The following is a 22,872-nucleotide window of genomic DNA, read 5'->3' as shown; positions in this document are numbered from 1 at the left end:
ATTGAAAATCGGGATAAAGCAATCCAAAAAAGAATTATTCCCATTTTTCCATCTGTTCCCTGTCTTTTTCCATGAGTTCCTTGATCTTGCGTTCCTCCCAATTTTTCCCCAGGAAAAGTCCGGGGCCAAAAACGCCGGCCCAATGTGCCGCCAATCCAATTCCCCAGAACAATGCAGTATAGAAATTGGACATTTCAAGATTCCAGTTCCCAAATTTTGTGAATTCTGTATTGGCTAAGATCAAAAAGACATTTACAAAAAGGTATACAATTAAGTGTACGTAAAAACCTTTGATATCCTTAACCCTTTTTTGGGCAGCTTTGTACCCGGGATCTTCCTGATAATTTCTTTCCATTATTTCCATGTTTTATTTTGTTGTTTTTCTTTAGCCATTAATTCTGCGATCTTACGCTCTTCCCAGTTGGAACCATATCCAAATACTGAAAATCCGTGAATGGTTAACCCCAGCCCCCAGCCAAAAAGCGGAAACCAGAACCACTGGAACTCCCAGTAAGTATAATAGTTGATAAAAATAAGAATTGGGATAACTATACAATAAGAGATAAGGTTTCCGTAGAATTCCTTGATTTCTTTCACCCGTTCTTTTGCTTTATAATAGGCATTATTTTCTGTTGTTAAAATAGTTTCCATAACTGAAATTTTTTGCGTGAGTATTGGTAGTTTTACCTGAAATACTTTTGAATTTTGATCTATCACAACTTTACGGTTGGTGACAATGTGATATCTGTTTATAATGTTCGCAAGGCCAACTCCCCGGCGGGGATTGAGAACTTCCTTTTTTTGAAAATTGTTTTCCACTACCAGGTAATTGCCTTCTTCGTAAATACGAATATGAAGAGGCCTGGTTTCACTTACAATATTGTGTTTTATAGCATTTTCCAGCAATAACTGCAGGGAAAGTGGTACCACCCGCGCCTCGGGATTTACCAGCTCATGGGGAACTTCATAAAAAAGGCTGTTTTCAAACCTCATTCCCAGAAGGTTCATATAGGTACGTGCAAATGCGAGTTCCTCTTCCACACTAACCAATTCCTTGTCCTTTTGTTCCAGTACATACCTGTAAACCTTGGAAAGGGAAGTGGTGAATTTTTGTGCATTATCCGGATTTTCCTCGATAAGGGAGCTTAATACATTTAAGCTATTGAACAGGAAATGAGGATCAATCTGGTTCTTTAAACTTTCAAACTTTGCAGAAGCCGTACCGGCTATTACCTGCTGCTCCTTTACTTTTTTCTCCTGTAGCTCTTTATAAAAATACAGCGCATGGAAGAAAAGTGTGATTACCAGGGATACCAGCAAAGCTGAAAAATAGAACAGGGAATTTTCTGAATTCAGGAACTCGCTATACGTGTTTTTTTCAATTACAATTTTGTGAATTGCCCGTACAATAAATAATGTTATGAGCGTAAAAAGAACCGCTCCTGCAAGCCCAAAGATGAATTTAAATTTTTTATATTTTTCCCGGGCAATGCGGTGATTTATAACATTGAAGAAATAACCATTGACAAAAGTTAAGGGAACACTATACAAAATATAAAGGCCCAATTCCTGCAACAAATCAATATTGAATACCATTGTATCCTGGGTTATCACAGAAAATACCAGCGAAATAATGAATAAGGTAAATCCTATTAATATGCCGGTAAAAAATATATTTAAATTGCCTTTCATTTGTGAGTGTTTAGAGGTATCACTTACAATTGCTAAGTGATTCCAATGCCTGGTTTTTCCCCCAGTTGGGGTGAAAAGAGGATTCCGGACTAAAGTTATCAAAAAGATCTATAGATCGCTCTAATTTGGTACATATAGGTGAAAGGTCTGTGCCAAAGAATTGGGCAGATCCCATTTCAAATTGAGCTTTTCCAAGTACTACCCGGGGATTTTCGGGTGATAATTGCTCTGCCCGCGCATACAATTGTGAAACTTTACCAGATAAACTTGCGCCATAAGACATTGGATCATATGCTATCCAGGCTGTATGAACCATTGCCTGTAGTACCAGGAGCTCTGCGTTATTGGGATGTTTCGCCAATTCCTTATCTAACGCACTCTGGGCCCGGGTAAGGTATTTGTTTAGCTGGTTGAAATCTTTTTCTTTAAATGCAGAAGTAGTATTAACCATTGCTACATAATAATTGGGTAACCAGCTTTCTTTCTCTGCAGCTGCTATCCTTTCAAATATAGCCGAAGCTTCTTCTGTTTGTCCTGTTTTCCAGAGCTCCATACCCTTATTCATTCCATCGTAAAAATTTCCCTGTCCCCGTACAATCCCGGAGACCATAAGGATCAAAATAATAATTAGCTTATCCATAATATTAGTATTTAATGTTAGTGTTATACAAATGTTGAAAGAATGCGGGAAGAAAAATATTTCCTGTTACCCAAGTGTTGAAATTTCAGGATGAATTGTGGAATCCCCTGTACCATCCTGTCTTAAAGATTTTCAAGTTGATTGCTGGCTTTGTTATCGCTTAGGGTCCAGAAAAAACCTACGAAGAAAAACCTGTCGGCAGTTGGGGTTATTGCCCTGCTTCTAAAATTCCCATTTAGATCCCGGGTTCCGGCATATTCATATCCAAATATATTTTTGTGCCCCAGGACATTGGAAACAGAGAAGTACAGTATTTTCTGCGAACTTAAAAGGTAGGCCCAGTTAAAACTCAGGTTATTGAAATCCTTTGTCCTGCCGCTCATAAATTGTGTGGTATTGGGATCATTAAAAGGCCTGCCGGCGCTGTAATTATAACTGAACCCCATTTGAGACCTCCAGGCCTGAACCCAGTATTTAGTTACAAGAGATGCGGAATGCGGCGCAACAAAATAAGGGGTAACTTTCTCACGATAATCCCGGTAATCCCGTTTGGTGTCAATGAAGGAATATGAAAACCAATATTCAAGATTTTTTATGGTTTTATCATCCCTCCAAAAAAGATCAAGACCTCTTGCGTAAGCACTTCCATTATTATTGAAGCCCGGGGAACCTGTTTCGAATTTTATCAAATTTGAATAATCCTTCTGAAAAATTTCGGCACGCAAGAGGCGACGTTCTTTCTGATATTGGAAATTAAGGATGAAATGGGAGGCTTCTTCGGTACAAATATCAGAGGTGAATTTTAAGTAATCCTGCCCCGGGCTTTGTACAAATTTCCCCATTGCGGCGGAAAGCTGTGCGTTTTCATTAATGCGGTATGCCGCTGAAATTCGCGGACTTATACCGGCTTCTTCCATTTCATCATAATAAGAATATCTTAAACCAACTTTCGCGGCAAGATTCCGGGAAAACAGCACATCTGCTTCTGCAAACGCTGCAAACTGTTGCAGGTTAAATCCGGAGGTTGAAATAGGGGAGGGTGCAGCGCTGTAAACTTCTTCAAATCCTGTCCTGAAGTAATCAATACCACCCACCAGGCGTACCCCGTTTGAGATCCTTTTTCCGAGATTCGCTTTAAAATGAAAGGCGTTCTCCTGGTTTTCAATATTTCTTTCATCCAGGCTGGTTAAATTCTCACTGTGCCCCTGACTAATACCTGTAAAAAGTTGCCAGTTGTTCCATATCGTACCCCTATATGAAGTGTTTAAATAGAAATTTTTGTTTTTAAGTTTTACGTTTTGGGATAAGGCTGTATCAATATTCTCACGGTTAAAATCGAATTCGGCGGCATCAAATGCGGTGTACACCTTCCAAAGCCCATTTTTGAACTCTTGCCTATAGATGGCTTCTCCTGCCAAAGATTCATAAGCTTTGTTCCAATCAAGGTTTTCGGGAACCAGAACCTGGTAGGGTGCAAGATTAATATAGGAGGTATTGATATTAAGGGAGCGTTTGTCCCATTTTTCTATATGACCCAGGGAAATTCCAACGCTCATAAGGGAGATTTCAGTTTTCTCTTCTTCCACCCGGTCCCTGGTTTCAAGCAGTAAAACCGACGATAAAGCATCACCATATTCTGCGCTATAGCCTCCCGTTGAAAAAGAAATTCCACTGAACAAAAAAGGGGAGAACCTGCCCCGGGACGGTAGGTTTTGAACCGAAGCAGTGTAGGGTTGCGGGACTCTTAGGCCATCAACAAAGGTTTGGGTTTCCCCCGCATCCCCACCCCTCACAAATAACCGGCCGCTTTCTCCCACATTCTGTGTGCCCGGCAAAGTTTGTAGGGCAGCAATTATATCTCCGGCACTGCCTGCAGTGGTTACTATGTCCAGAGGTTTTAATACAGAGACCCGTGCCTTTTCCCCCGCATTAAAAGTCCCTGCTGAAATTACCACAGCATCCAGAGAATTAAGGTCTTCCCGGAGGGTAATATTTATATTTACAAATTCATTAGGAGTGCCTTCCCTGCGGTACTCTCTGTAAGATAGATATGAAACTACAAGTGCGACCGTGCCGGTTTGGGAGGAAGAAAATATAAAACTCCCATCTTCCAGGGTGGTAGCTCCGTCATAGGTGCCATGAAGATATACGTTTGCCCCAAAAACAGGATTTCCCCGCGTATCACCCACTACTCCAGATATTATATTTTGTGCGTGTAGATATGAAAACAGGTTTAGAAATAAAAAGCCGGAAATAATTATATGTTTCATTGTTCATTTGTTTCGAACAAATGTGCAATGAAGTCACAGGAACACGTAATAATAAGATCTGAACCGTAGAAATTTTAGGATGAAATGCGAGGGATTTAATTTTTACCGGTTATTAAGGAATTAAAAAAGTCTTTTCCCATTCGCCTTCTTTTTTGGTGAATAATGCCCGCAGCCGGTTGGGTTCTATGCGTAATTTTAGATATTCAACTACTTCAGGTTTTAATTCCAAAAGGGCAAAATTAAGATCCTGGGTCCTTTTTACATCCAATGGGTTTTTAATATGCTTGCCCGGGGCATATTGGGTATTGTAATCCTGAAGAGACCTTCCTTCAATCTTTACCCGGTGGTCATCCCATAATTTCCCCTGGTTATGTATTACTATCCTACCCCGAATAAAAATTTGGAGTTGAAGCACGGGATTATAAAAAAGTACGCTCGCACCGTCATTCTTCTGCAGCTGGTCTATTTTGGCAGATCGGGAATCTGTATAAAACAAAAGGTTTTGTTGGGAGGTAAGCTTTCTAAAATTTACCAGGCGCTGTTTAATGCCGCCATTTAAGTCATTTGTTGCCAGGCAACACAAACTAAAAGGATGATCTGGAGTTGACGGGGCCTGTTCCAGTTCTCTCCAGGTTTCCTTAAAAAGGTCCTCTATCATTAACATTGTTGTAAGATTTATTGAAAATTACGAGTTCCCATAAATTTAAGGAAAAAACAGCAAATATTTTTTAATCCACTTCATATTCCAGCCGCATGGTAATGGAGGCTGTTTTCTTTTTATCCTGGGTATTATAGGCTCCGCTCCAGCTGTAATCCTCTCCGCTATTTTGCCCGGTGATCTGGAATACCCCCATGGAAGCACTGTTAAGGTCTCCCAGTTTTTCTCCGCTGTTTTCAGCAATTTTTTCGGCACGTAATCTGGCATCATCCGTTGCCTTTGAGATCATTTCAATCTTTAGATCGGCAATTTTGGTATAGTAATAACGGGGTGGGGAGGAATTGAATTGAACACCTAAATTTAAAAGTTCCGTTATCTCCCGGGAGACGCTTTCTACTAGCTCTACGTCCTCAGATTCGATCTTGACAGATTGGATCAACTCATATCCTTTGAAAATACTGCCTACGTAATTTCCATTCTGGTACTGGTTCTCCTGTTGCTCAATGGTTTGGACAGAATTAAAAACGAAAAACTCGTCCTTAATACCCTTATCTACCAGATATTTTCTCACCCTTTCTTTATCTGCATTCAGCTCTTCATAAGCCTGTTTTAAATTAGGGCTCATTCGATTGAACTGGCCTTCCCAAACAATAAGATCTGAAGTAAAATTTTCACTCCCAGATCCTGTTACTGAAATAACACCTTTTGGCTGCGCTCTTTTTACATATGCATTGCCAAGGAAGAAGGCTGCCAGTACAATAGCCACAGCAAAAATGATCGCGCTTAAATATCTCATAGGCTTATGTGTAAGTTTTAAAGGTATAAAAATAAGGAAGCGCTAGGTCATTATTGTTTCAAATTCTTACTTTTGCCTATGCAAAAAAACGTACTTATTTTAGATTTTGGCTCGCAGTACACGCAATTGATAGCAAGGCGGGTAAGAGAGCTTAACATTTACTGTGAAATTCATCCCTACAACAAAGTTCCTCAGGATCTATCAGGTTTTAAGGCGGTAATCCTGTCCGGGAGTCCTTTCTCTGTAAGAGGGGAAGATGCCCCGCATCCGGACCTGTTAAATATCCGGAAGAAATTACCGGTGCTGGCGGTATGTTATGGTGCCCAATACCTTGCCCATTTTAACGGCGGGAAAGTAGAAGCTTCAGAAATACGTGAGTATGGCAGGGCTCATCTTTCTTTAATCAAAGATGCTGAACCATTATTTGAGAATATCCATGAAAATTCTCAGGTGTGGATGAGCCATAGTGATACAATCAAAGAATTACCAACTAATAGTGTGAGATTGGCGAGTACGCCAGACGTTTTAAATGCCGCATACAGGTTTGAAGACGAACAAACCTTTGCAATACAATTTCATCCTGAAGTTTATCACTCCACAGACGGAAAGCAGTTGCTGGAAAACTTTTTGGTAAAAATAGCGGGAGTACCTCAAACCTGGACTCCCGAAGCTTTCGTGGGAATGACGGTATCTCAGTTAAAAGAAAGAATTGGAGAAGATAAAGTAGTTCTTGGCCTTAGCGGGGGTGTAGATTCATCTGTTGCAGCGGTATTACTTCACAAGGCAATTGGCACCAACCTGTATTGTATTTTCGTAAATAACGGCCTTTTAAGAAAAGGGGAGTTTGAAAGTGTATTGGACCAATATAAGCACATGGGCTTAAACGTAAAGGGAGTAGATGCTTCGGCACGTTTCTTGGATGCCCTGGCTGGACTTAGTGATCCCGAAGAGAAAAGGAAAGCGATCGGGAATGCGTTCATTGAAGTTTTTGATGATGAGGCACACCTTATAGAAGATGTAAAATATCTGGCCCAGGGAACAATTTATCCCGATGTTATTGAATCGGTTTCGGTTAACGGAGGCCCTTCAGCAACAATAAAGTCCCATCATAATGTTGGCGGACTGCCGGACTTTATGAAACTTGAGGTGGTAGAGCCTTTAAGAATGTTGTTTAAAGATGAGGTAAGAAGAGTAGGGGCCGAACTTGAAATTTCTACCGAGATCCTGGGAAGGCACCCATTTCCCGGCCCGGGACTTGCTATCAGGATCCTGGGAGATGTAACTGCTGAAAAGGTGAGGATCTTACAGGAAGTTGATGCAATATTTATCAACGGGCTTAAAGAATGGATGTTATATGATAAAGTTTGGCAGGCCGGTGCAATTTTATTGCCGGTGAGTTCTGTAGGAGTTATGGGAGATGAAAGAACCTATGAAAAAGTGGTGGCCTTACGGGCAGTAGAATCTACTGACGGCATGACGGCAGATTGGGTGAACCTGCCCTATGACTTTCTTCAAAAAACATCAAATACTATAATAAATCGGGTTAAAGGCGTTAATAGAGTGGTATACGACATAAGTTCAAAACCGCCTGCAACAATTGAATGGGAATAGTTATTATTAATAAACCTTTGAGCAGGGCTGAGTATTGCTTAAATAATTAAAAATTCACAGATGAAATTTATTATTGTTCTATGCTTATTTTTTCAGGGCCTTTCTTTAACTGCCTATGCTCAGGCCTATAAATATCATACGGTTGCCCCGGAAGAAAATGTGTTCAGGATTGCCCAAAAATATGGTATTAGCACAGAAGCAATTTATAAATACAATCCCGATGCCCGCAATGGTGTAAACGTGGGTTCGAAGCTTGTAATTCCTATACAGGATGAAACAGGCAATGCACCCGGAACACCCGCTGCTCCCCAGGCAGTAACTTTCATTGACCATAAGGTACAGCGCCAGGAAACTATTTACCGCCTTTCAAAGCAGTATGAGGTTAGTGAAGAAGACATAAAGCGATATAATAAACAGCTATATTCCAAGGAACTTCAATTAGGAGAAACAATAAAGATCCCGGTATTTTCTAAATCGGCTGTTCGGGAAACACGAACTACGCCTGCGCAACCTTCACGGCCTGTCCAGATAACCAATACCAGGGAACATATAATACTTCCCAAGGAAACAAAATATGGAATCGCCCGCAAATATGGAATGACCGTGAATGAGCTGGAAAGCCTTAATCCTACTGTAGACGTACTTCAACCGGGAATTATGCTTAAAGTGGGAACCAATGTCCTGGATGAACCTGTAATAATTACGGGTGATGATTTTCAGTTCTATGAAGTACAACCCCAGGAAACCCTATTTGGATTGACCCAACGCTTTCAGGTAAGTCAGGATTCCCTGATTGCTTTAAATCCCGCCCTTAAAGACGGACTTAAATTTGGAATGGTGCTCAAGGTTCCTACCAAAGACGCCAGAGGAAGAGAGCTGGAAGATATAGAAATTCCTGTTGCGGAAAGCTTTGAAAAAAGAAGTGCAGACCTTAGTAATTCCCTCAAAGATTTCAGTACAAAGAACCTGGTGCTTATGTTGCCTTTCAATACTTCCAAGGTAAATAAGGATACCATTTCCAACTCACGTGGGGTTTTACAAAATGACAGGGTGATGAGAATTTCTCTTGATTTCTACAGTGGTGTTCTTATGGCGCTAGAAACCGCCAAGGAAATGGGAATATCTACTAATTTAAAAGTGTACGATACTCAACAACAACCCGGTACAGTTTCCTCCATAATTCAAAACAATAATTTCAACAATGTTCATGCCGTTATAGGTCCATTGTTCCAGGCTACATCAGAAGAGGCAGCTTCCAGGCTTTTAAATCAAAACATCCCAGTGATCTCCCCAATAAGTAACCGGGAATTGAGAGGGATGCCTAATCTATACCAGGCCAGGCCAAGTGATGAAATGTTGACCGATGCTATGATCAATTATTTAAGGGATAACTCCCAGGGCAAAAACATTATAATTATTGCCGATTCCAAAAACAGCGCAGTAAAAAGTAAACTTATGAATGCTCTTCCCAATGCCAGATTGGTTAATCCTGCAGGGAATAATGTTTCTTCAGGGGCTATCTCTCCATCTTTAATGAGTGACAGGGAGAATTGGATCATTCTGGAATCTGAAAGCGTGGCTTTGCTGGGAAGTGCGACTTCAGCGATGTACAGGCTGGCTAGAGGGAACAGGATCAAGCTTTTTACTACCAATAAAAATTCGTCTTATGACAGCGATATTATTGTAAATGAACATTTGGGAAGGCTTGAATTCCATTACCCATCTGAATATAAAGAATTTGATGAGACAGTAACCGACAGGTTTATTGACACCTATAAATCTAAATACGGAGTAGTGCCAAATAATTATACCGTTAGAGGTTATGACCTTACCCTGGATGTTTTACTTCGCCTTGGGGCCATGTCTACCCTTGAAAGATCTGTTAAGGAAAATATTGAAACAGAGTATGTAGAAAATAAGTTCCTGTACAGGCCTAAACAAAATGGTGGTTTTTCCAACAATGCTGTTTATATCATGAAATTAAATAATGATCTCACACTAAGTGTAGCTAATTAAGAAAAATGACATCAAAAGTAGTATATCTTGGAGAACTTAGGACAGCCTGTGAACATTTGCAGAGTGGCAGCACGATAATTACTGATGCCCCAGTAGATAATGAAGGAAAAGGGGAAGCATTCTCACCAACAGATACGGTGGCAACTGCGCTGGCTTCGTGTATGTTTACCATAATGGGAATCAAAGCCAGGGATCATGAGTTTGACCTCAAAGATACTTATGCTGTAGTCACCAAAACCATGGCATCTGACCCCCGAAGGATCTCCCGAATTGAAATTAATTTTGTTCTACGGGCTGAGTATACCGAGAAACAACGAACAATTCTTGAAAGGGCAGCCAATACTTGTCCTGTAATTTACAGCCTGCATCCCGATATAGAAAAGGTGATCACATTTTCCTATTAATTAATTTTGATGAAATATTCGATGTCTCTTTTGTTTCTTGTTTCCGTCTTTTTCGTAAAGGCGCAGGAAGAAGCAGATAAGATTTTTTGGAAAAAAGACGGGCTTACGTGGGGTCATTTTGAGGCATCACCCGATGAAACTTCCTCATTCCACGCCAATACAAATGCAGGATTATCTTATTCCTGGGGATTAAAAAATATAAATGGGGTAATAGAATTGGAGTATGAAGTAAAGAGTTATTTCAATCCTAAAGGGTCATGGGTGAGGAAAGGCTCACAAAATGACCACCTTCTGCAACATGAGCAACTACATTTTGATATCACCGAATTACATGCACGGAAATTGAAAAAACAGCTTGCTGAAGTTAAGGTGAATTCACTGGGACAACAACCCCGGGAAGTACTTAACCGCTACTATAAAATAATAGACAAGGAGCGTACATTAATGCAACAAAAATACGACAGGGAAACCAGGCACAGTATTGATAAAGATGCGCAGGCGAGATGGCATAAGTATATAGCCAACGAATTGAATAAATATAACGAGCTTACCTAAAGAGTGGCTACCGCAGTTTTTGCAGCTTCAAATTCGGCCATCATCTCCTTCACTATTTCTGCAGCTGGTTTAATATCATGAATAAGGCCTGCAATTTGTCCTATTTCAAGTTCCCCTTCCTCCAGGTCCCCTTCAAACATTCCTTTTTTTGCACGGGCTCTTCCCAGTAATTTTATAAGATCTTCCTTTGAGGGATTTTGAAGGTACAGTTGCTCAACATCTGTATAAAATTTATTTTTAAGCAGGCGCACCGGGGCTAGTTCCTTAAGGGTAAGAATGGTATCTCCTTCTTTGGCCTCAACCACCCTTTGTTTAAAATTGGGATGTGAAGAAGCTTCCTCGCTGGCTACAAAGCGAGAACCAACTTGCACTGCATCTGCTCCAAGGATCATTGCCGCAAGCATTCCTCTTCCCGTGGCAATTCCCCCTGCTGCGATCAACGGTATCTCGAGTTGCTCCTTAACCATAGGGATAAGTGTAAAGGTGGTAGTTTCATCCCTTCCATTGTGGCCACCGGCTTCAAAACCTTCAGCAACCACCGCATCCACACCTGCTTCCTGGGATTTTAGAGCAAATTTCACGCTGCTCACCACATGAACCACCGTAATCCCATGAGCCTGTAAATGTGAGGTCCAGGTTTTTGGATTCCCGGCCGATGTGAATACAATTTTCACCCCTTCTTCAATAATGATCTCTACGAGCTTATCAATTTGAGGATATAACATTGGCAGGTTTACCGCAAATGGTTTATCTGTGGCCAGCTTACACTTTTGTATATGCTCCCTTAAAACATCAGGGTACATTGATCCTGCCCCTATAATTCCCAGGCCTCCGGCATTGCTCACCGCACTCGCTAATCTCCATCCACTGGCCCAGATCATTCCAGCCTGGATCAATGGGTATTTAATATTGAATAACCCGGTAATTCTGTTTGGCATATAAGTTTTGATCTTTTTTTATGATATTACTCCTGATCCTATTAATTCCTCATCCCTATACCAGGCAACAAACTGCCCTTCGGTAATAGAAGCCTGTGGTTCTTCAAAAACTATATACATTCCGTTTTCAGTGGGATTAAGAGTTGCTTCCTGCAGGGGCTGGCGGTATCTTATACGAGCCATGACTTTTAATTCAGCGTAGGGCATCACTTCTAGGTCCGGCCTTACCCAGTGAATTTCTTCGGGTAAAATGAACAGGGCTTTCCTGTAAAGTCCGGGATGATCTTTTCCCTGGCCGGTATAGATAATATTGGAATTCACATCGGTCTCAATTACAAACAAAGGTTCCGGGGTTCCTCCTACAGCAAGGCCTTTTCGCTGCCCTTTGGTGAAATAATGGGCTCCCGGATGCCTTCCTACAATTTTACCATCCTCTGGTGTATAACTATATTTTTTTGAAAGATACTCCAGTTCTTCATGTTTAGAACTGAATTGAGGTGTAGAAACTGCAAACAATTCCTTTTCGGAATCGATTTCAACAATTACCCCTTCTTTAGGCTGCAGTTGTTGCTGAAGAAATTCCGGTAATCTTACTTTTCCAATAAAACAGAGTCCCTGGGAATCCTTTTTATTTGCGGTAATAAGACCCTGTTCTCCAGCAATGGCTCTTACCTCATGTTTTTGCAATTCTCCTATAGGGAAAAGTGTTTTGGATAATTGTTCCTGGGTTAACTGGCACAGGAAGTAGGATTGATCCTTGTTTGCATCTTTTCCCGCCAATAGCTGGAACACAGGTTTTCCTTCAATCTCAATCTCTCCCTTACGGCAATAGTGTCCCGTAGCTACATAATCTGCTCCCAGGGAAAGGGCAATTTTCATAAAAACATCAAACTTTATCTCCCTGTTGCATAGGACATCGGGATTTGGAGTGCGGCCCATCTCATATTCCCGGAACATATAATCTACAATACGCTCTTTATATTCTTTACTAAGATCTACCGTTTGAAAAGGAATACCCAGTTTATCTGCAACCATTATCGCGTCATTACTGTCTTCCAGCCAGGGGCATTCCTGGGAAATTGTAACACTGTCATCATGCCAGTTCTTCATGAAGAGACCAATTACCTCATACCCCTGCTGCTGCAATAAATATGCAGCTACACTTGAATCCACTCCTCCCGATAAACCTACTACTACTTTTTTCATATTAATTTCTGCCTTCCGGCCAGACTATCTAATTAAACTGAACTAAAACAGTCGGGTACCTGCCGGCAAAATTACGAAATAAAAAAAGGTGGCAAAGGCCACCTTTAAGTTATAGTCTCAAATAGGGATACTATTATTTTTCAAAGGTTAACACCCCGCCAATAAAGGTGAAAGTGAATTTATTTGAACCACTGAAATTAACTGAACCCTGTAAATCTCCATACACCGGAACAGAAATAGTATATAAAGAGTTACCCCGGTTAGTCCAGTTACCGGTAGAAGAAGTAGCCGTACAATTTGCCTGAGTCAAATAAAAAGTGGAAGATCCGGTATTATCTGCGTTAAAAGTAAGTGTTGATTCCTTCTCAAGACAGAATTCATCATCTAGTGGAGAGGATGCATCAACAAGTACCCAGGTTCCCAAAATTGGATCTGCTGCATCGGGATTCTCATCATCATCACTGCTACAAGCAGCAAACAGGGCGATACTTAAAAATAATACAAAGAATTTTTTCATAGTTAATAGATTTGATTGGATTGTAAATATAGCTATTGCAATATATAACGTTATGTTTTTTAAATTTCGTATAGAGCGGTATAATAAAGAATTAACTTTTGTCTATTATTAATTAACAAAAGTTAAACAAAGAAAAATACCAACTGTATTATTTTTATATCATAAACCAAAACATAAAAAAATGCTATTATTATCAAATTTTAAAAAAATTGCACTTGCAGGGATCTTGTCTCTTGGCGTAATTGCCTGCAGTAGTGACGATGAGGGAGGGGACGTTATTCCGCCCACTAACTCTATTGCAGATTTTGTAGAATCCAATCCGGATTATTCCAGTTTAAATGCAGCCCTTATCGCTGCAAATTTAAAGACTACATTAGACGGGGATACAGATTATACTGTATTTGCGCCTAATAATGCTGCTTTTAATGCTTTCTTATCTGCCAATGGTTTTGCAAACCTTAATGCTGTTCCTGTTGATGTTTTAACCCAGGTCTTATTAAATCACGTTATACCCGGAAAAGTTATGGCAGCAGATCTTTCCACGGGTTATGTTGAAACCGCTTCCACAATGTCACCGGGTGAAAACAATCTTAGTATGTATATCAACCTGGAGGACGGGGTTATGATCAATGGTGTTGCTGAGGTTACCACTGCAGATGTTGCTGTAGATAATGGGGTGATTCACGCAGTAAACAGTGTAATTGGATTACCGGATATTACAACATTCGCTCTTGCCGATCCTAATTTTGATATCCTGGTTGCCGCTTTAACAAGGGAAGATGATTTTCCATTTGTAGAAATTTTACAAACTCAGGAAGCACCTGCACCTTTTACAGTGTTTGCGCCAACCAATAATGCCTTTGTAGATTTGTTGGATGAACTGAATTTAGATAGTCTGGATGATCTTCCTGCCGATGTTCTTTCCTCAGTTCTAAGTTACCACGTAATAGCCAACGCGAATGTTAGAAGCGGGGATATTACAGATGGAATGGAGGTTACCACTTTTGAAACCGGAATGTTTACTATAAACACCACCGGCGGAGTTACAATTACCGATGAGAATGAACGTGTGACCAATGTAATTGCTACAGATGTGCAGGCCACCAACGGGGTTATTCACGTTGTAGACCAGGTTTTACTTCCGGAGATGTAGAAGAAACGTTCTTATTGTTTAATAATAAAGAAGCCCGGGAAATAATACCCGGGCTTCACTATTAAATAGATATATGAAAGGAATTATTTCTTTCCTTTCTTTTGCTGCTGCTCTGCCTGCTCCATCATTTCCTGCATTTTCCTTGCGAACTTTCCTTGTTTTCTTGGCTTCTTTTTGTTCTCCTGGATCTTTGCATGGATCTTATCTTCATCGATAATTGCATATTTGATCACAAGCATAATTCCAATGGTAATTAAGTTGGAAGTGAAATAATACAATGATAAACCACTGGCATAGTTATTAAAGAAAAACAACATTAGCAGGGGAGACAGGTACATGATGAATTTCATATTGGGCATTCCCGGCTGTTGGTTTTGTTGCATAGTTTGTCCCGTGGTCATCATCATATAGATAAAGATGGCTATAGAGGCCAGAATAGGGAACAAACTCACATGGTCACCATAAAATGGGATGGTGAATGGCAATTCGGCAATAGTGTCATAACTTGAAAGGTCATCTGCCCATAAGAATCCTTTGTGTCTTAATTCAAAAGCACTGGGGAAGAACTGGAACAAAGCATAGAAAACAGGGATCTGCATCAGGGCAGGTAAACAGCCGCTCATTGGGCTTGCACCAGCTTTGCTGTACAGCTTCATTGTCTCCTGCTGCTTTTTCATTGGGTTGTCCTTATACTTCTCATTAAGCTCTGTTATCTCTGGCCTTAAAACTTTCATCTTGGCTTGAGAGAGGTATGATTTATAGGTAACCGGTGAAAGAACTATACGTACAACAATAGTCATCACAATAATAGCAATACCATAACTTGGTAAGAAACTGCTCAAAAAGCTAAAGAACGGAATGAAAAGGTATTTATTGATCCATCCAAAAATTCCCCAACCTAATGGAAGCACCTCATCTAGGTTTCTGTCATAATCGTTTAGCGTCTTATAATCTGATGGTCCATAGTACCAATTCATATTATAATTGAGTTCCCCGCCTTTAAGTGCAAGAGGCAGGGTTGAGGTAAATTCTTTGGTAAAAACAGTATCCACTTCCTCATCCTGCACCAGATTTCTGGAAGTAAATTTTCCGCGAGCAAAAGGGGTATCAGTTAAAAGGATCGAAGTAAAGAAATGCTGTTTAAAAGCTATATAGGTAACATCCTCTTCTTCATCATCTGTAAAGTCACTCTGTCCCAGGTAATCATCTTTGCCGCCATCATATTCATAAATTAGTTCTGTATAACGGTTTTCATATGAAATACTCTTAGCTTCCCGCAGGGTTTTAAGTCTCCAGTCTAAAGTAATATCTCTTGAACTATTGAATACACGGCTTAGACCCTGAGACCTGATACTGAAGTCCAGCATATATTCTCCCGGTTTTAAAACGTACCTGTACTCCAGAAATTCACTTTCTGATACCTTTAGCGTCATAGAAAGAACCTGGTTTTCCCCGCTTTTTGATAGCGAAGGTTCAAAATACAAGTTTTCTGTATCCAGTACTCTTCCGTCTGTTGTGGTGAAGTTAAGATTGAAAGAGGCATTGCCATCTTTTATAAGATAAACGGGAAGCGAATCATATCTTTTATACTGTACCATTCTGGCTTCAGAGATATAACCACCCTTGTTGTTAACCTTCAGTTCCAGTAATCCGTTGGAAAGAGTGGTGTTGGTATTGGTTGCTGAGGGCAATGTTGCCGAATACCCAAAAGCTCCCAATTCGCTTTGCGCGCGGGCGATTGCAGTAGAGTCAGCCGTCTGGGCACTTTCACTTTGAGGCTGCTGCGGAACATTTTCCGGGGTTTCCTGGATTTGCTCTGTAGTTTGGGTTTCTGTTGCCGTTTCTCCTTCAAAGGAGTTGTTATACAACATCCAGATCAAGATTGCTCCAATAAGGAAAAACCCAATCAGGGATTGTAAATCGAATTTCTTTTCTTCCATGTTTAAGATAAAATAAGCTAAGGCGGATAATATCGCTTACCGCGAAATGCGAGTCAAAAAAATGACCGTTTATTGATTTTGTGCCACATTGGCACTATTTTTTTGTTTTGAGTAAGTCATTGCTGCTGCAATGAAGTTTATGAAAAGTGGGTGAGGGGAAGCCACAGTGCTTTTATATTCAGGATGATATTGCACTCCTACAAACCAGGGATGGTTTTCGAGTTCAATAATCTCTACCAGGCCGGTCTTAGGATTCACTCCGCTGCTCTTTAATCCCGCAGCTTCAATCTCATTCTTGTATTTATTGTTATACTCGTACCGGTGCCGGTGCCTTTCCTTGATATTTTTGGTTTTATAGATCCTGTAGGCTAATGAGTCTTCCTTAAGTTCACATTTCCAGGAACCTAATCTCATAGAACCACCCATATGGGTAATGGCTTTTTGTTCTTCCATTATATCAATTACAGGATGAACGGTATGAGGATCCATTTCAGTAGAATTGGCATTCTTCAATTTAAGTACGTTTCTGGCAAATTCTATAACTGCCATTTGCATTCCCAGGCATATTCCCAAAAAAGGAATATTGTGTTCGCGGGCATAGCGTACAGCATCGATCTTTCCTTCAATCCCGCGTTCTCCAAATCCCGGTGCTACCAAAACACCGTCTAAATGGGCAATTTTATTTTGAATAGTATTCTCATTGATAAATTCTGAATGAATGCTTTCCACATTTACCCTCACCTCATTTTCCGCTCCTGCGTGAATAAAAGCTTCCAGAATAGATTTGTAGGAATCCTGCAATTCAACATATTTACCTATAAGCCCAATGGTAACCTCATATTTAGGGTTTTTATGCCTTTGCAGAAATTTGTTCCAGCCTTCAAGATTTGGAACAGAATCTGTGGGAAGTCCAAGTTTTTTAAGGACAACGGTATCCAGACCTTCTTCCAGCATCATATTGGGGACGTCATAGATGGTAGATGCATCTATAGATTGTATGACAGCTTCCTGTTTCACATTACAAAAGATGGCCAGTTTCCTTCGAATATCATCAGATAATTCATGCTCGGTCCTGCATACAAGGATATCAGCTTTTATACCGCTTTCCATCAGGGTTTTTACACTGTGCTGGGTAGGTTTGGTTTTGAGCTCTTTAGCCGCAGCCAGGTAAGGGACAAAGGTTAGGTGAATTACAAGTGCGTTCTCATCACCAAGTTCCCATTTCAATTGTCTTACCGCTTCTATATATGGCAGGGACTCAATATCACCAACGGTTCCACCAATTTCGGTAATAACCATATCATAATCGCCATTGCGGCCCAAAAGCTGGATACGCTCTTTAATTTCATTGGTAATATGAGGAACTACCTGTACGGTCTTTCCAAGAAAATCTCCCCGGCGCTCCTTTTCAATTACGCTTTGGTAGATCCTTCCGGTAGTCACATTATTTGCCTGGGAGGTGTTCACATTAAGGAACCGCTCATAATGCCCAAGATCAAGATCTGTTTCAGCGCCGTCCTCAGTCACATAACACTCCCCGTGTTCATAAGGATTTAAAGTTCCAGGGTCAACATTTATGTAAGGATCCAGTTTCTGAATAGTGGTTTTAAAACCACGAGCCTGTAATAATTTTGCCAGGGAAGCGGCTATAATTCCTTTTCCCAGGGAAGAAGAAACCCCTCCCGTTACAAAAATATACTTGGTTTCGGCCATTTTAAAAGAGTTTATTGCGTTGTGATATTTAGGGCGCTAAATTACAAAGAAGAATATAAAAAATCCCTCTATTCTCCTTCTAATATTTAGGAGTTAAATTGAGGGGGTTATGCTGCATAGCCTCAGTTATTAGGATATTTTTTTCGAATGTTTCTAAGGATCTGTTCCATCCCGTTTACCTTGATCTCTGTCACCTGCCGCAACTGGTCTCCCAGTTTCCCTTCGGGAAATCCTTTTTGCCGGTACCAAATAAGGTAGTATTCGGGAATTTCAGAAAGGTAATAGTCCTTGTATTTTCCAAAATACATTTTGGCATACGCCAGTTCTATCAACGCTTTATAGTCTGGTTTTATTTCCATTTCACAAAGGTAAAGAGGCGGTTTGTTTTTTCAGTTTTGAAAAGTTTAATTTTGCAGAATAATTTTCCAGATGAAATACAATTATCAACTAAGGGTTTCTCCGGAAGCTGCCGCAAAAAAGGAACTTCTAAAAAAAGAAGTTTCGAGACATTCCGGAATTGGCGTTTCAGAGATCACCCATGTGGAGATCTTAAAACGATCTATTGATGCCCGCCAAAAGGAGGTGAAAATCAATCTTCAGGTTGATGTGTATGTTGCGGAAAGCTTTGAAGCCAAAGATTTTTCCCTGCCAGATTATCACGATGTTACCAATAAAGAGGAGGTGATCATTATAGGGGCCGGCCCTGCGGGTTTATTTGCAGCCCTGCGTTGTATTGAAGGGGGCTTAAGGCCAATCATCATTGAGCGGGGAAAAGATGTACGAAGCCGAAGGCGGGATTTAAAAGCTCTAAATATTGAGCATATTGTAAATGAGGATTCCAATTATTGTTTTGGAGAAGGAGGAGCGGGAACTTATAGTGATGGAAAGTTATATACGCGTTCCAAAAAGAGGGGAGATGTACAAAGGATCCTTCATCTTTTTGTGGCTTTTGGCGCTACCCGGGATATTCTTGTAGACGCACACCCCCACATTGGGACTAATAAATTACCTGCTATTATTGCAAGTTTGCGCGAGAAAATTCTGGAATATGGAGGCGTGGTTAAATTCGAGACCAGGGTAACCGATATTCTTATAACAAATAATGAAGTAAGCGGAATTATAACCCAGACCGGAGACAAGATTGCCGCCAGAAATATTATTCTCGCCACAGGACACTCGGCCAGGGATATTTTTGAATTGCTGGATAGAAAAGGAATTGAGATAGAGGCCAAACCCTTTGCTTTGGGGGTGAGAGTAGAACATCCCCAGGAATTAATAGACAGGATCCAGTATAAATGCGATAGCCGGGGAGAATTTCTTCCTCCCTCGCCATACAGCATCGTGAAACAAATTAACGGCCGGGGGATGTACTCTTTTTGTATGTGTCCCGGTGGGATCATAGCTCCCTGTGCAACCAGCCCCGGTGAAGTGGTTACCAATGGTTGGTCTCCCAGCAAAAGGGATCAACCTACGGCCAATTCGGGGATAGTGGTGGAGCTTAGAATGTCAGACTTTGGTAAATATGGCAATTCTCCCCTGGCAGGGATGAATTTTCAAAAAAGTATTGAGCAGAAGGCGTGGGTCCTGGGAGGAGAAACCCAGCGGGTTCCGGCCCAAAAGCTGGAAGATTTTGTTAGAGGAAAAGTTTCCACACAGCTGCCGGAAACTTCCTATAAGCCCGGAGTTACTTCAACAGATCTCCGGGAAGTTTTTCCCGAATTTATTCACCAAACCCTTAAAGCTGGTTTTGTGGAATTTGGAAAAACAATGAAGGGTTATCTCACCAATGAAGCGGTGATCCACGCGCCGGAATCACGAACCTCTTCCCCGGTAAGAATTCCGCGGGATCCGGGAACTCTTGAGCATATTCGTATCAAAGGCCTTTTTCCCTGTGGGGAGGGAGCCGGCTATGCAGGAGGAATTGTTTCCGCAGCAATCGACGGGGAGAAATGTGCTGAAGGCTGTATCGCGCGAATCAAGGCTGCCCATTAACCATCTCTTTTTTAAAGGTTAAAATATTGGTAATTAGACCACGAATGGTAGTGGTTTTTTTGACTTTTGCCTATATTAAAATCAAATCAGTTTAAACACATTAGAATGGCAATAATTGGGTCTTTGATCAAAGGATTGATCGATTTACGGGGTAAAATTGTTTCTGAACCAGTTGCAGAAGAGGCTCAGCTAGAAGTGCTAAAAAAATTATTGAATACCGCTAAAGATACTTCTTTCGGAAAAAAATACGGCTTTGAGGAGATCCTGGAATCTGAAGATATTCCGGGAGCGTTCGCCGCCAGGGTGCCCTATTTTGATTATAATAAAATCAATGAGGAATGGTGGTCCAAAATGCACGAAGGACAGGATAATGTTACATGGCCCGGGAAACCGCCCTATTTTGCCTTGAGCTCGGGTACTACCGGGAAGACAAGTAAGCGCATACCAGTTACCGAAGAAATGGTTGAAGCTATTAGACAAACCGGTATTAAACAAGTTGGAGCCTTGACCAATTTCGATCTGCAATCAGATTTTTTTGAAAAGGAGATCATGATGCTGGGGAGTTCTACAGATCTAAAGGAGGAGGGAGACCACGAGGAAGGAGAGATAAGCGGAATATCTGCCAGCAATATTCCCTCCTGGTTTAGGGGCTTTTATAAGCCCGGTGAAGAGATTGCCCAGATAGGGGATTGGGATGAACGCATAAAAAGAATTGCTGAAAACGCCAAGAACTGGGATATTGGAGCCTTATCCGGAATTCCATCCTGGATTGAATTGATGTTAAAGGAGGTGATTTCCTACCACAAAGTTTCCAATATTCATGAAATATGGCCCAACCTTCAGGTATATACCTCCGGCGGGGTGGCTTTTGAACCTTATGAAAAAAGTTTCAATGCCTTACTCGCACATCCCCTTACCGTAATTGATACCTACCTCGCTTCCGAAGGATTTTTAGCCTACCAGCAAAGGCCGGAAACTAACTCAATGAAACTGGTCCTTGATAATGGGATCTATTTCGAATTTGTGCCTTTTAAGGCCGAATATGTAAATGAAGATGGTTCAATTACAGAGAATGCCCCGGTAATCCCTATTACTGCTGTGAAGCAGGATGAGGAATATATTCTTTTAATAAGCACTGTTTCCGGAACCTGGAGATACCTTATTGGAGATACCATAAAATTTACCGATGTTGAACGCCACGAAATAAGGATTACCGGCAGGACCAAGTTTTTTCTGAATGTTGTGGGCTCACAACTTTCTGTGAATAAAATGTCTGATGCGTTAAAAGAGCTGGAAGAAAAATTTGATATAAAGATCCCGGAATTTACAGTAGCGGCAGTGCGCATAGATAATGACTTCTATCATTCCTGGTATCTTGGATCTGATGCTACCATGCCTGGAGAGGAACTGGCAGCCGCACTGGATGAAGCCTTGTCCATTGCCAATAAAAATTACAGGGTGGCCAGAACAAAAGCCCTGAAAGGGGTTAAAGTAAAAACCGTTGATCCTAATCTTTTCCACGAATGGAATGCTTTAAATAAGAAAAAAGGTGGGCAGGTAAAAATGGAAAAGGTGATGAATGAGGAAAAATTTATGGAGTGGGAAGCATTTATTAAAGAACAGCAGGGAACCACTGCTTAGGTTATTCCAGTTCTTCAACAAGTTCCATGATCTCCTCGGGAGAGAGGTACAGCCTTTTAATACGCGCTTTATAAACTTCAGAAAGATGGGCGTGGCTAAGGATAAAATCTTTGGTAGCAAGTATATATTCTCCCATTCCGCGGTTCACGGCATAGGTGTCTGCCGCTCTTTCGGCTTCTCTTATATGTTTGTTGGATAGCAGATATCTCACTCCAAATATTAAAAGATTGAATCCGCTGCGGTCCCGGTAATCCATAATATGTCCCAGTTCATGCCCTATCCATCCAATTAGTACATCAGACGGAAGTTCATTAACTCCAAACTCTTCCCCTTCAATTTTTAATTTATCGCTTATCATTATATAATAGGAGCGATTTTTCCGGTTTTTCAGGATCCCGGAGAATTTTGGCTGAGCCTGCATAAAGGATTTTTTAATATCCTTTTTAAATTTAAATATTATTGGGGTTTCCAAAAGTTCAGGATAATGGGATAATGCAATTCTAACTTCTTTTTCTATTGAAGCAGGGATAGTTTTATTGGTAAATACCAGGCTGTCATTTTTATTCATAGAAAAGGAAAAACTGTATAAGCAGGGTTGTGCACATAAAGCAAACACAAAAAATATAAAAAAATATCTCTTGGAATTTATATTCTCGGTATTGCTATAAGTAGGTTTAATTTTTTTTATAAATATACTGACCTCTGCCGGGAATAAAAAATTCTTTGGGACAACGACAAAAAAAAGCCTTACACAATGTGTAAGGCTAAAACTTTCATAAGTATAGTAACTATATCAACTAAGCCTAAGCTTGTTTCACGTTTACTGCATTTAATCCTTTTCTTCCTTCTTCAAGATCAAACGTTACTTCGTCATTCTCTCTGATTTCATCAACAAGACCATTTGCGTGTACAAAATATTCTTTGTTTGATTCTTCGTCTGTAATAAATCCAAATCCTTTAGAGTCATTAAAAAATTTGACAGTTCCTCTATTCATTATATATAAATTTAATTTGAGCAAAGATACACAAATTATTTACTTTATAAAATAAAAAAGGAAAAATTAAAATGTTTTCAACAAAACGGCCGTATATTAAAAAATTTTAATTTTCATTAACAAAATTTTTCAAAT

21 protein-coding genes are annotated in these 22,872 nt (G+C 40.5%); 7 read left to right on the top strand and 14 right to left on the bottom strand.

Going from position 1 to position 22,872, the window contains the following annotated elements:
• Positions 1-34: 34 nt before the first annotated feature.
• The 6 genes from FK178_RS07100 to FK178_RS07075 form a co-directional block, all read right to left on the bottom strand.
• Positions 35-355: a 2TM domain-containing protein gene (locus tag FK178_RS07100; RefSeq protein ID WP_146832753.1), complete on the bottom strand. Its 321-nt coding sequence runs from the start codon at positions 353-355 to the stop codon at positions 35-37.
• Positions 355-1,692 carry a 2TM domain-containing protein gene (locus FK178_RS07095; RefSeq protein WP_146832750.1) on the bottom strand — a complete coding sequence of 446 codons (1,338 nt, stop codon included), beginning with the start codon at positions 1,690-1,692 and terminating at the stop codon, positions 355-357. The genes FK178_RS07100 and FK178_RS07095 overlap by 1 nt, the downstream gene beginning before the upstream one ends.
• A gap of 19 nt (positions 1,693-1,711) precedes the next feature.
• Positions 1,712-2,332, bottom strand: a complete 621-nt coding sequence (locus tag FK178_RS07090; RefSeq protein ID WP_146832747.1) for a tetratricopeptide repeat protein — start codon at positions 2,330-2,332, stop codon at positions 1,712-1,714.
• Between the two features lie 122 nt (positions 2,333-2,454).
• Positions 2,455-4,602 (bottom strand): TonB-dependent receptor, encoded by a 2,148-nt coding sequence (locus FK178_RS07085; RefSeq protein WP_146832744.1) that lies wholly within the window; start codon positions 4,600-4,602, stop codon positions 2,455-2,457.
• A 112-nt stretch (positions 4,603-4,714) separates the two neighbouring features.
• The gene (locus FK178_RS07080) at positions 4,715-5,260 is read right to left on the bottom strand and encodes a pyridoxamine 5'-phosphate oxidase family protein (RefSeq protein WP_146832741.1); all 546 of its coding nucleotides are present in this window, start codon (positions 5,258-5,260) and stop codon (positions 4,715-4,717) included.
• Between the two features lie 70 nt (positions 5,261-5,330).
• A complete protein-coding gene (locus tag FK178_RS07075; protein WP_146832739.1) occupies positions 5,331-6,056 on the bottom strand; it encodes an SIMPL domain-containing protein in 726 nt (241 codons plus the stop codon).
• A gap of 78 nt (positions 6,057-6,134) precedes the next feature.
• Between FK178_RS07075 and guaA the strand changes: the two genes are divergently transcribed.
• From guaA to FK178_RS07055, 4 genes are read left to right on the top strand one after another with little or no spacing between them, the layout of a single operon-like run.
• Positions 6,135-7,667, top strand: a complete 1,533-nt coding sequence (gene guaA, locus FK178_RS07070; RefSeq protein WP_146832736.1) for a glutamine-hydrolyzing GMP synthase — start codon at positions 6,135-6,137, stop codon at positions 7,665-7,667.
• A gap of 60 nt (positions 7,668-7,727) precedes the next feature.
• Positions 7,728-9,683: a PBP1 and LysM peptidoglycan-binding domain-containing protein gene (locus tag FK178_RS07065; protein ID WP_146832733.1), complete on the top strand. Its 1,956-nt coding sequence runs from the start codon at positions 7,728-7,730 to the stop codon at positions 9,681-9,683.
• Between the two features lie 5 nt (positions 9,684-9,688).
• Positions 9,689-10,087, top strand: coding sequence for an OsmC family protein (locus tag FK178_RS07060; protein WP_146832729.1), 399 nt, complete (start codon positions 9,689-9,691; stop codon positions 10,085-10,087).
• Between the two features lie 9 nt (positions 10,088-10,096).
• Positions 10,097-10,642 carry a DUF922 domain-containing protein gene (locus tag FK178_RS07055; protein WP_146832726.1) on the top strand — a complete coding sequence of 182 codons (546 nt, stop codon included), beginning with the start codon at positions 10,097-10,099 and terminating at the stop codon, positions 10,640-10,642.
• On the opposite strand, the gene FK178_RS07050 is transcribed toward FK178_RS07055, so the two are convergent.
• The 3 genes from FK178_RS07050 to FK178_RS07040 form a co-directional block, all read right to left on the bottom strand.
• Positions 10,639-11,580, bottom strand: a complete 942-nt coding sequence (locus FK178_RS07050; protein ID WP_146832723.1) for an NAD(P)H-dependent flavin oxidoreductase — start codon at positions 11,578-11,580, stop codon at positions 10,639-10,641. The genes FK178_RS07055 and FK178_RS07050 overlap by 4 nt on opposite strands.
• An 18-nt stretch (positions 11,581-11,598) precedes the next feature.
• On the bottom strand, positions 11,599-12,786 hold the full coding sequence (gene mnmA / locus FK178_RS07045; RefSeq protein ID WP_146832720.1) for a tRNA 2-thiouridine(34) synthase MnmA: 1,188 nt from the start codon (positions 12,784-12,786) through the stop codon (positions 11,599-11,601).
• Positions 12,787-12,919: 133 nt separating this feature from the next.
• Entirely contained in the window at positions 12,920-13,303 is a 384-nt protein-coding gene (locus tag FK178_RS07040; protein WP_146832717.1) for a lipocalin family protein, read from the bottom strand.
• A 181-nt stretch (positions 13,304-13,484) separates the two neighbouring features.
• Between FK178_RS07040 and FK178_RS07035 the strand changes: the two genes are divergently transcribed.
• Positions 13,485-14,456, top strand: a complete 972-nt coding sequence (locus FK178_RS07035; protein ID WP_146832714.1) for a fasciclin domain-containing protein — start codon at positions 13,485-13,487, stop codon at positions 14,454-14,456.
• 83 nt (positions 14,457-14,539) lie between these two features.
• Here the strand turns inward: FK178_RS07035 and yidC are convergent, their stop codons facing one another.
• The 3 genes from yidC to FK178_RS07020 all read right to left on the bottom strand — a co-directional run bounded on the left by yidC (position 14,540) and on the right by FK178_RS07020 (position 18,468).
• Complete coding sequence (gene yidC, locus FK178_RS07030) at positions 14,540-16,396, bottom strand: membrane protein insertase YidC (RefSeq protein WP_146832711.1); 1,857 nt, start codon at positions 16,394-16,396, stop codon at positions 14,540-14,542.
• A 69-nt stretch (positions 16,397-16,465) separates the two neighbouring features.
• A complete protein-coding gene (locus tag FK178_RS07025; RefSeq protein WP_146832708.1) occupies positions 16,466-18,109 on the bottom strand; it encodes a CTP synthase in 1,644 nt (547 codons plus the stop codon).
• A 122-nt stretch (positions 18,110-18,231) separates the two neighbouring features.
• Positions 18,232-18,468 (bottom strand): DUF3820 family protein, encoded by a 237-nt coding sequence (locus FK178_RS07020; protein ID WP_146832705.1) that lies wholly within the window; start codon positions 18,466-18,468, stop codon positions 18,232-18,234.
• 70 nt (positions 18,469-18,538) lie between these two features.
• Between FK178_RS07020 and FK178_RS07015 the strand changes: the two genes are divergently transcribed.
• Both FK178_RS07015 and FK178_RS07010 read left to right on the top strand, forming a co-directional pair.
• On the top strand, positions 18,539-20,101 hold the full coding sequence (locus FK178_RS07015; RefSeq protein WP_146832702.1) for an NAD(P)/FAD-dependent oxidoreductase: 1,563 nt from the start codon (positions 18,539-18,541) through the stop codon (positions 20,099-20,101).
• Positions 20,102-20,206: 105 nt separating this feature from the next.
• Positions 20,207-21,742 carry a GH3 family domain-containing protein gene (locus tag FK178_RS07010; protein ID WP_146832699.1) on the top strand — a complete coding sequence of 512 codons (1,536 nt, stop codon included), beginning with the start codon at positions 20,207-20,209 and terminating at the stop codon, positions 21,740-21,742.
• Position 21,743: 1 nt separating this feature from the next.
• Here the strand turns inward: FK178_RS07010 and FK178_RS07005 are convergent, their stop codons facing one another.
• The gene (locus tag FK178_RS07005; protein ID WP_146832696.1) at positions 21,744-22,310 is read right to left on the bottom strand and encodes a M48 family metalloprotease; all 567 of its coding nucleotides are present in this window, start codon (positions 22,308-22,310) and stop codon (positions 21,744-21,746) included.
• Between the two features lie 235 nt (positions 22,311-22,545).
• Positions 22,546-22,737, bottom strand: coding sequence for a cold-shock protein (locus FK178_RS07000; protein WP_139067447.1), 192 nt, complete (start codon positions 22,735-22,737; stop codon positions 22,546-22,548).
• Positions 22,738-22,872 lie beyond the last annotated feature (135 nt).

It is taken from the genome of Antarcticibacterium arcticum (assembly GCF_007993795.1).
In the GTDB taxonomy this organism is placed as follows: Bacteria; Bacteroidota; Bacteroidia; order Flavobacteriales; family Flavobacteriaceae; genus Gillisia; species Gillisia arctica.
Note: the sequence above shows the minus strand (reverse complement) of the source record. Positions and strands in the feature narration are given on the sequence as shown.

Excerpts from the sequence above, each read along its gene's own strand:
- FK178_RS07100 (WP_146832753.1), bottom strand. The coding sequence starts at position 355 with ATGGAAAGAAATTATCAGGAAGATCCCGGGTACAAAGCTGCCCAAAAA.
- FK178_RS07095 (WP_146832750.1), bottom strand. The coding sequence starts at position 1,692 with ATGAAAGGCAATTTAAATATATTTTTTACCGGCATATTAATAGGATTT.
- FK178_RS07090 (WP_146832747.1), bottom strand. The coding sequence starts at position 2,332 with ATGGATAAGCTAATTATTATTTTGATCCTTATGGTCTCCGGGATTGTA.
- FK178_RS07085 (WP_146832744.1), bottom strand. The coding sequence starts at position 4,602 with ATGAAACATATAATTATTTCCGGCTTTTTATTTCTAAACCTGTTTTCA.
- FK178_RS07080 (WP_146832741.1), bottom strand. The coding sequence starts at position 5,260 with ATGATAGAGGACCTTTTTAAGGAAACCTGGAGAGAACTGGAACAGGCC.
- FK178_RS07075 (WP_146832739.1), bottom strand. The coding sequence starts at position 6,056 with ATGAGATATTTAAGCGCGATCATTTTTGCTGTGGCTATTGTACTGGCA.
- guaA (WP_146832736.1), top strand. The coding sequence starts at position 6,135 with ATGCAAAAAAACGTACTTATTTTAGATTTTGGCTCGCAGTACACGCAA.
- FK178_RS07065 (WP_146832733.1), top strand. The coding sequence starts at position 7,728 with ATGAAATTTATTATTGTTCTATGCTTATTTTTTCAGGGCCTTTCTTTA.
- FK178_RS07060 (WP_146832729.1), top strand. The coding sequence starts at position 9,689 with ATGACATCAAAAGTAGTATATCTTGGAGAACTTAGGACAGCCTGTGAA.
- FK178_RS07055 (WP_146832726.1), top strand. The coding sequence starts at position 10,097 with ATGAAATATTCGATGTCTCTTTTGTTTCTTGTTTCCGTCTTTTTCGTA.
- FK178_RS07050 (WP_146832723.1), bottom strand. The coding sequence starts at position 11,580 with ATGCCAAACAGAATTACCGGGTTATTCAATATTAAATACCCATTGATC.
- mnmA (WP_146832720.1), bottom strand. The coding sequence starts at position 12,786 with ATGAAAAAAGTAGTAGTAGGTTTATCGGGAGGAGTGGATTCAAGTGTA.
- FK178_RS07040 (WP_146832717.1), bottom strand. The coding sequence starts at position 13,303 with ATGAAAAAATTCTTTGTATTATTTTTAAGTATCGCCCTGTTTGCTGCT.
- FK178_RS07035 (WP_146832714.1), top strand. The coding sequence starts at position 13,485 with ATGCTATTATTATCAAATTTTAAAAAAATTGCACTTGCAGGGATCTTG.
- yidC (WP_146832711.1), bottom strand. The coding sequence starts at position 16,396 with ATGGAAGAAAAGAAATTCGATTTACAATCCCTGATTGGGTTTTTCCTT.
- FK178_RS07025 (WP_146832708.1), bottom strand. The coding sequence starts at position 18,109 with ATGGCCGAAACCAAGTATATTTTTGTAACGGGAGGGGTTTCTTCTTCC.
- FK178_RS07020 (WP_146832705.1), bottom strand. The coding sequence starts at position 18,468 with ATGGAAATAAAACCAGACTATAAAGCGTTGATAGAACTGGCGTATGCC.
- FK178_RS07015 (WP_146832702.1), top strand. The coding sequence starts at position 18,539 with ATGAAATACAATTATCAACTAAGGGTTTCTCCGGAAGCTGCCGCAAAA.
- FK178_RS07010 (WP_146832699.1), top strand. The coding sequence starts at position 20,207 with ATGGCAATAATTGGGTCTTTGATCAAAGGATTGATCGATTTACGGGGT.
- FK178_RS07005 (WP_146832696.1), bottom strand. The coding sequence starts at position 22,310 with ATGAATAAAAATGACAGCCTGGTATTTACCAATAAAACTATCCCTGCT.
- FK178_RS07000 (WP_139067447.1), bottom strand. The coding sequence starts at position 22,737 with ATGAATAGAGGAACTGTCAAATTTTTTAATGACTCTAAAGGATTTGGA.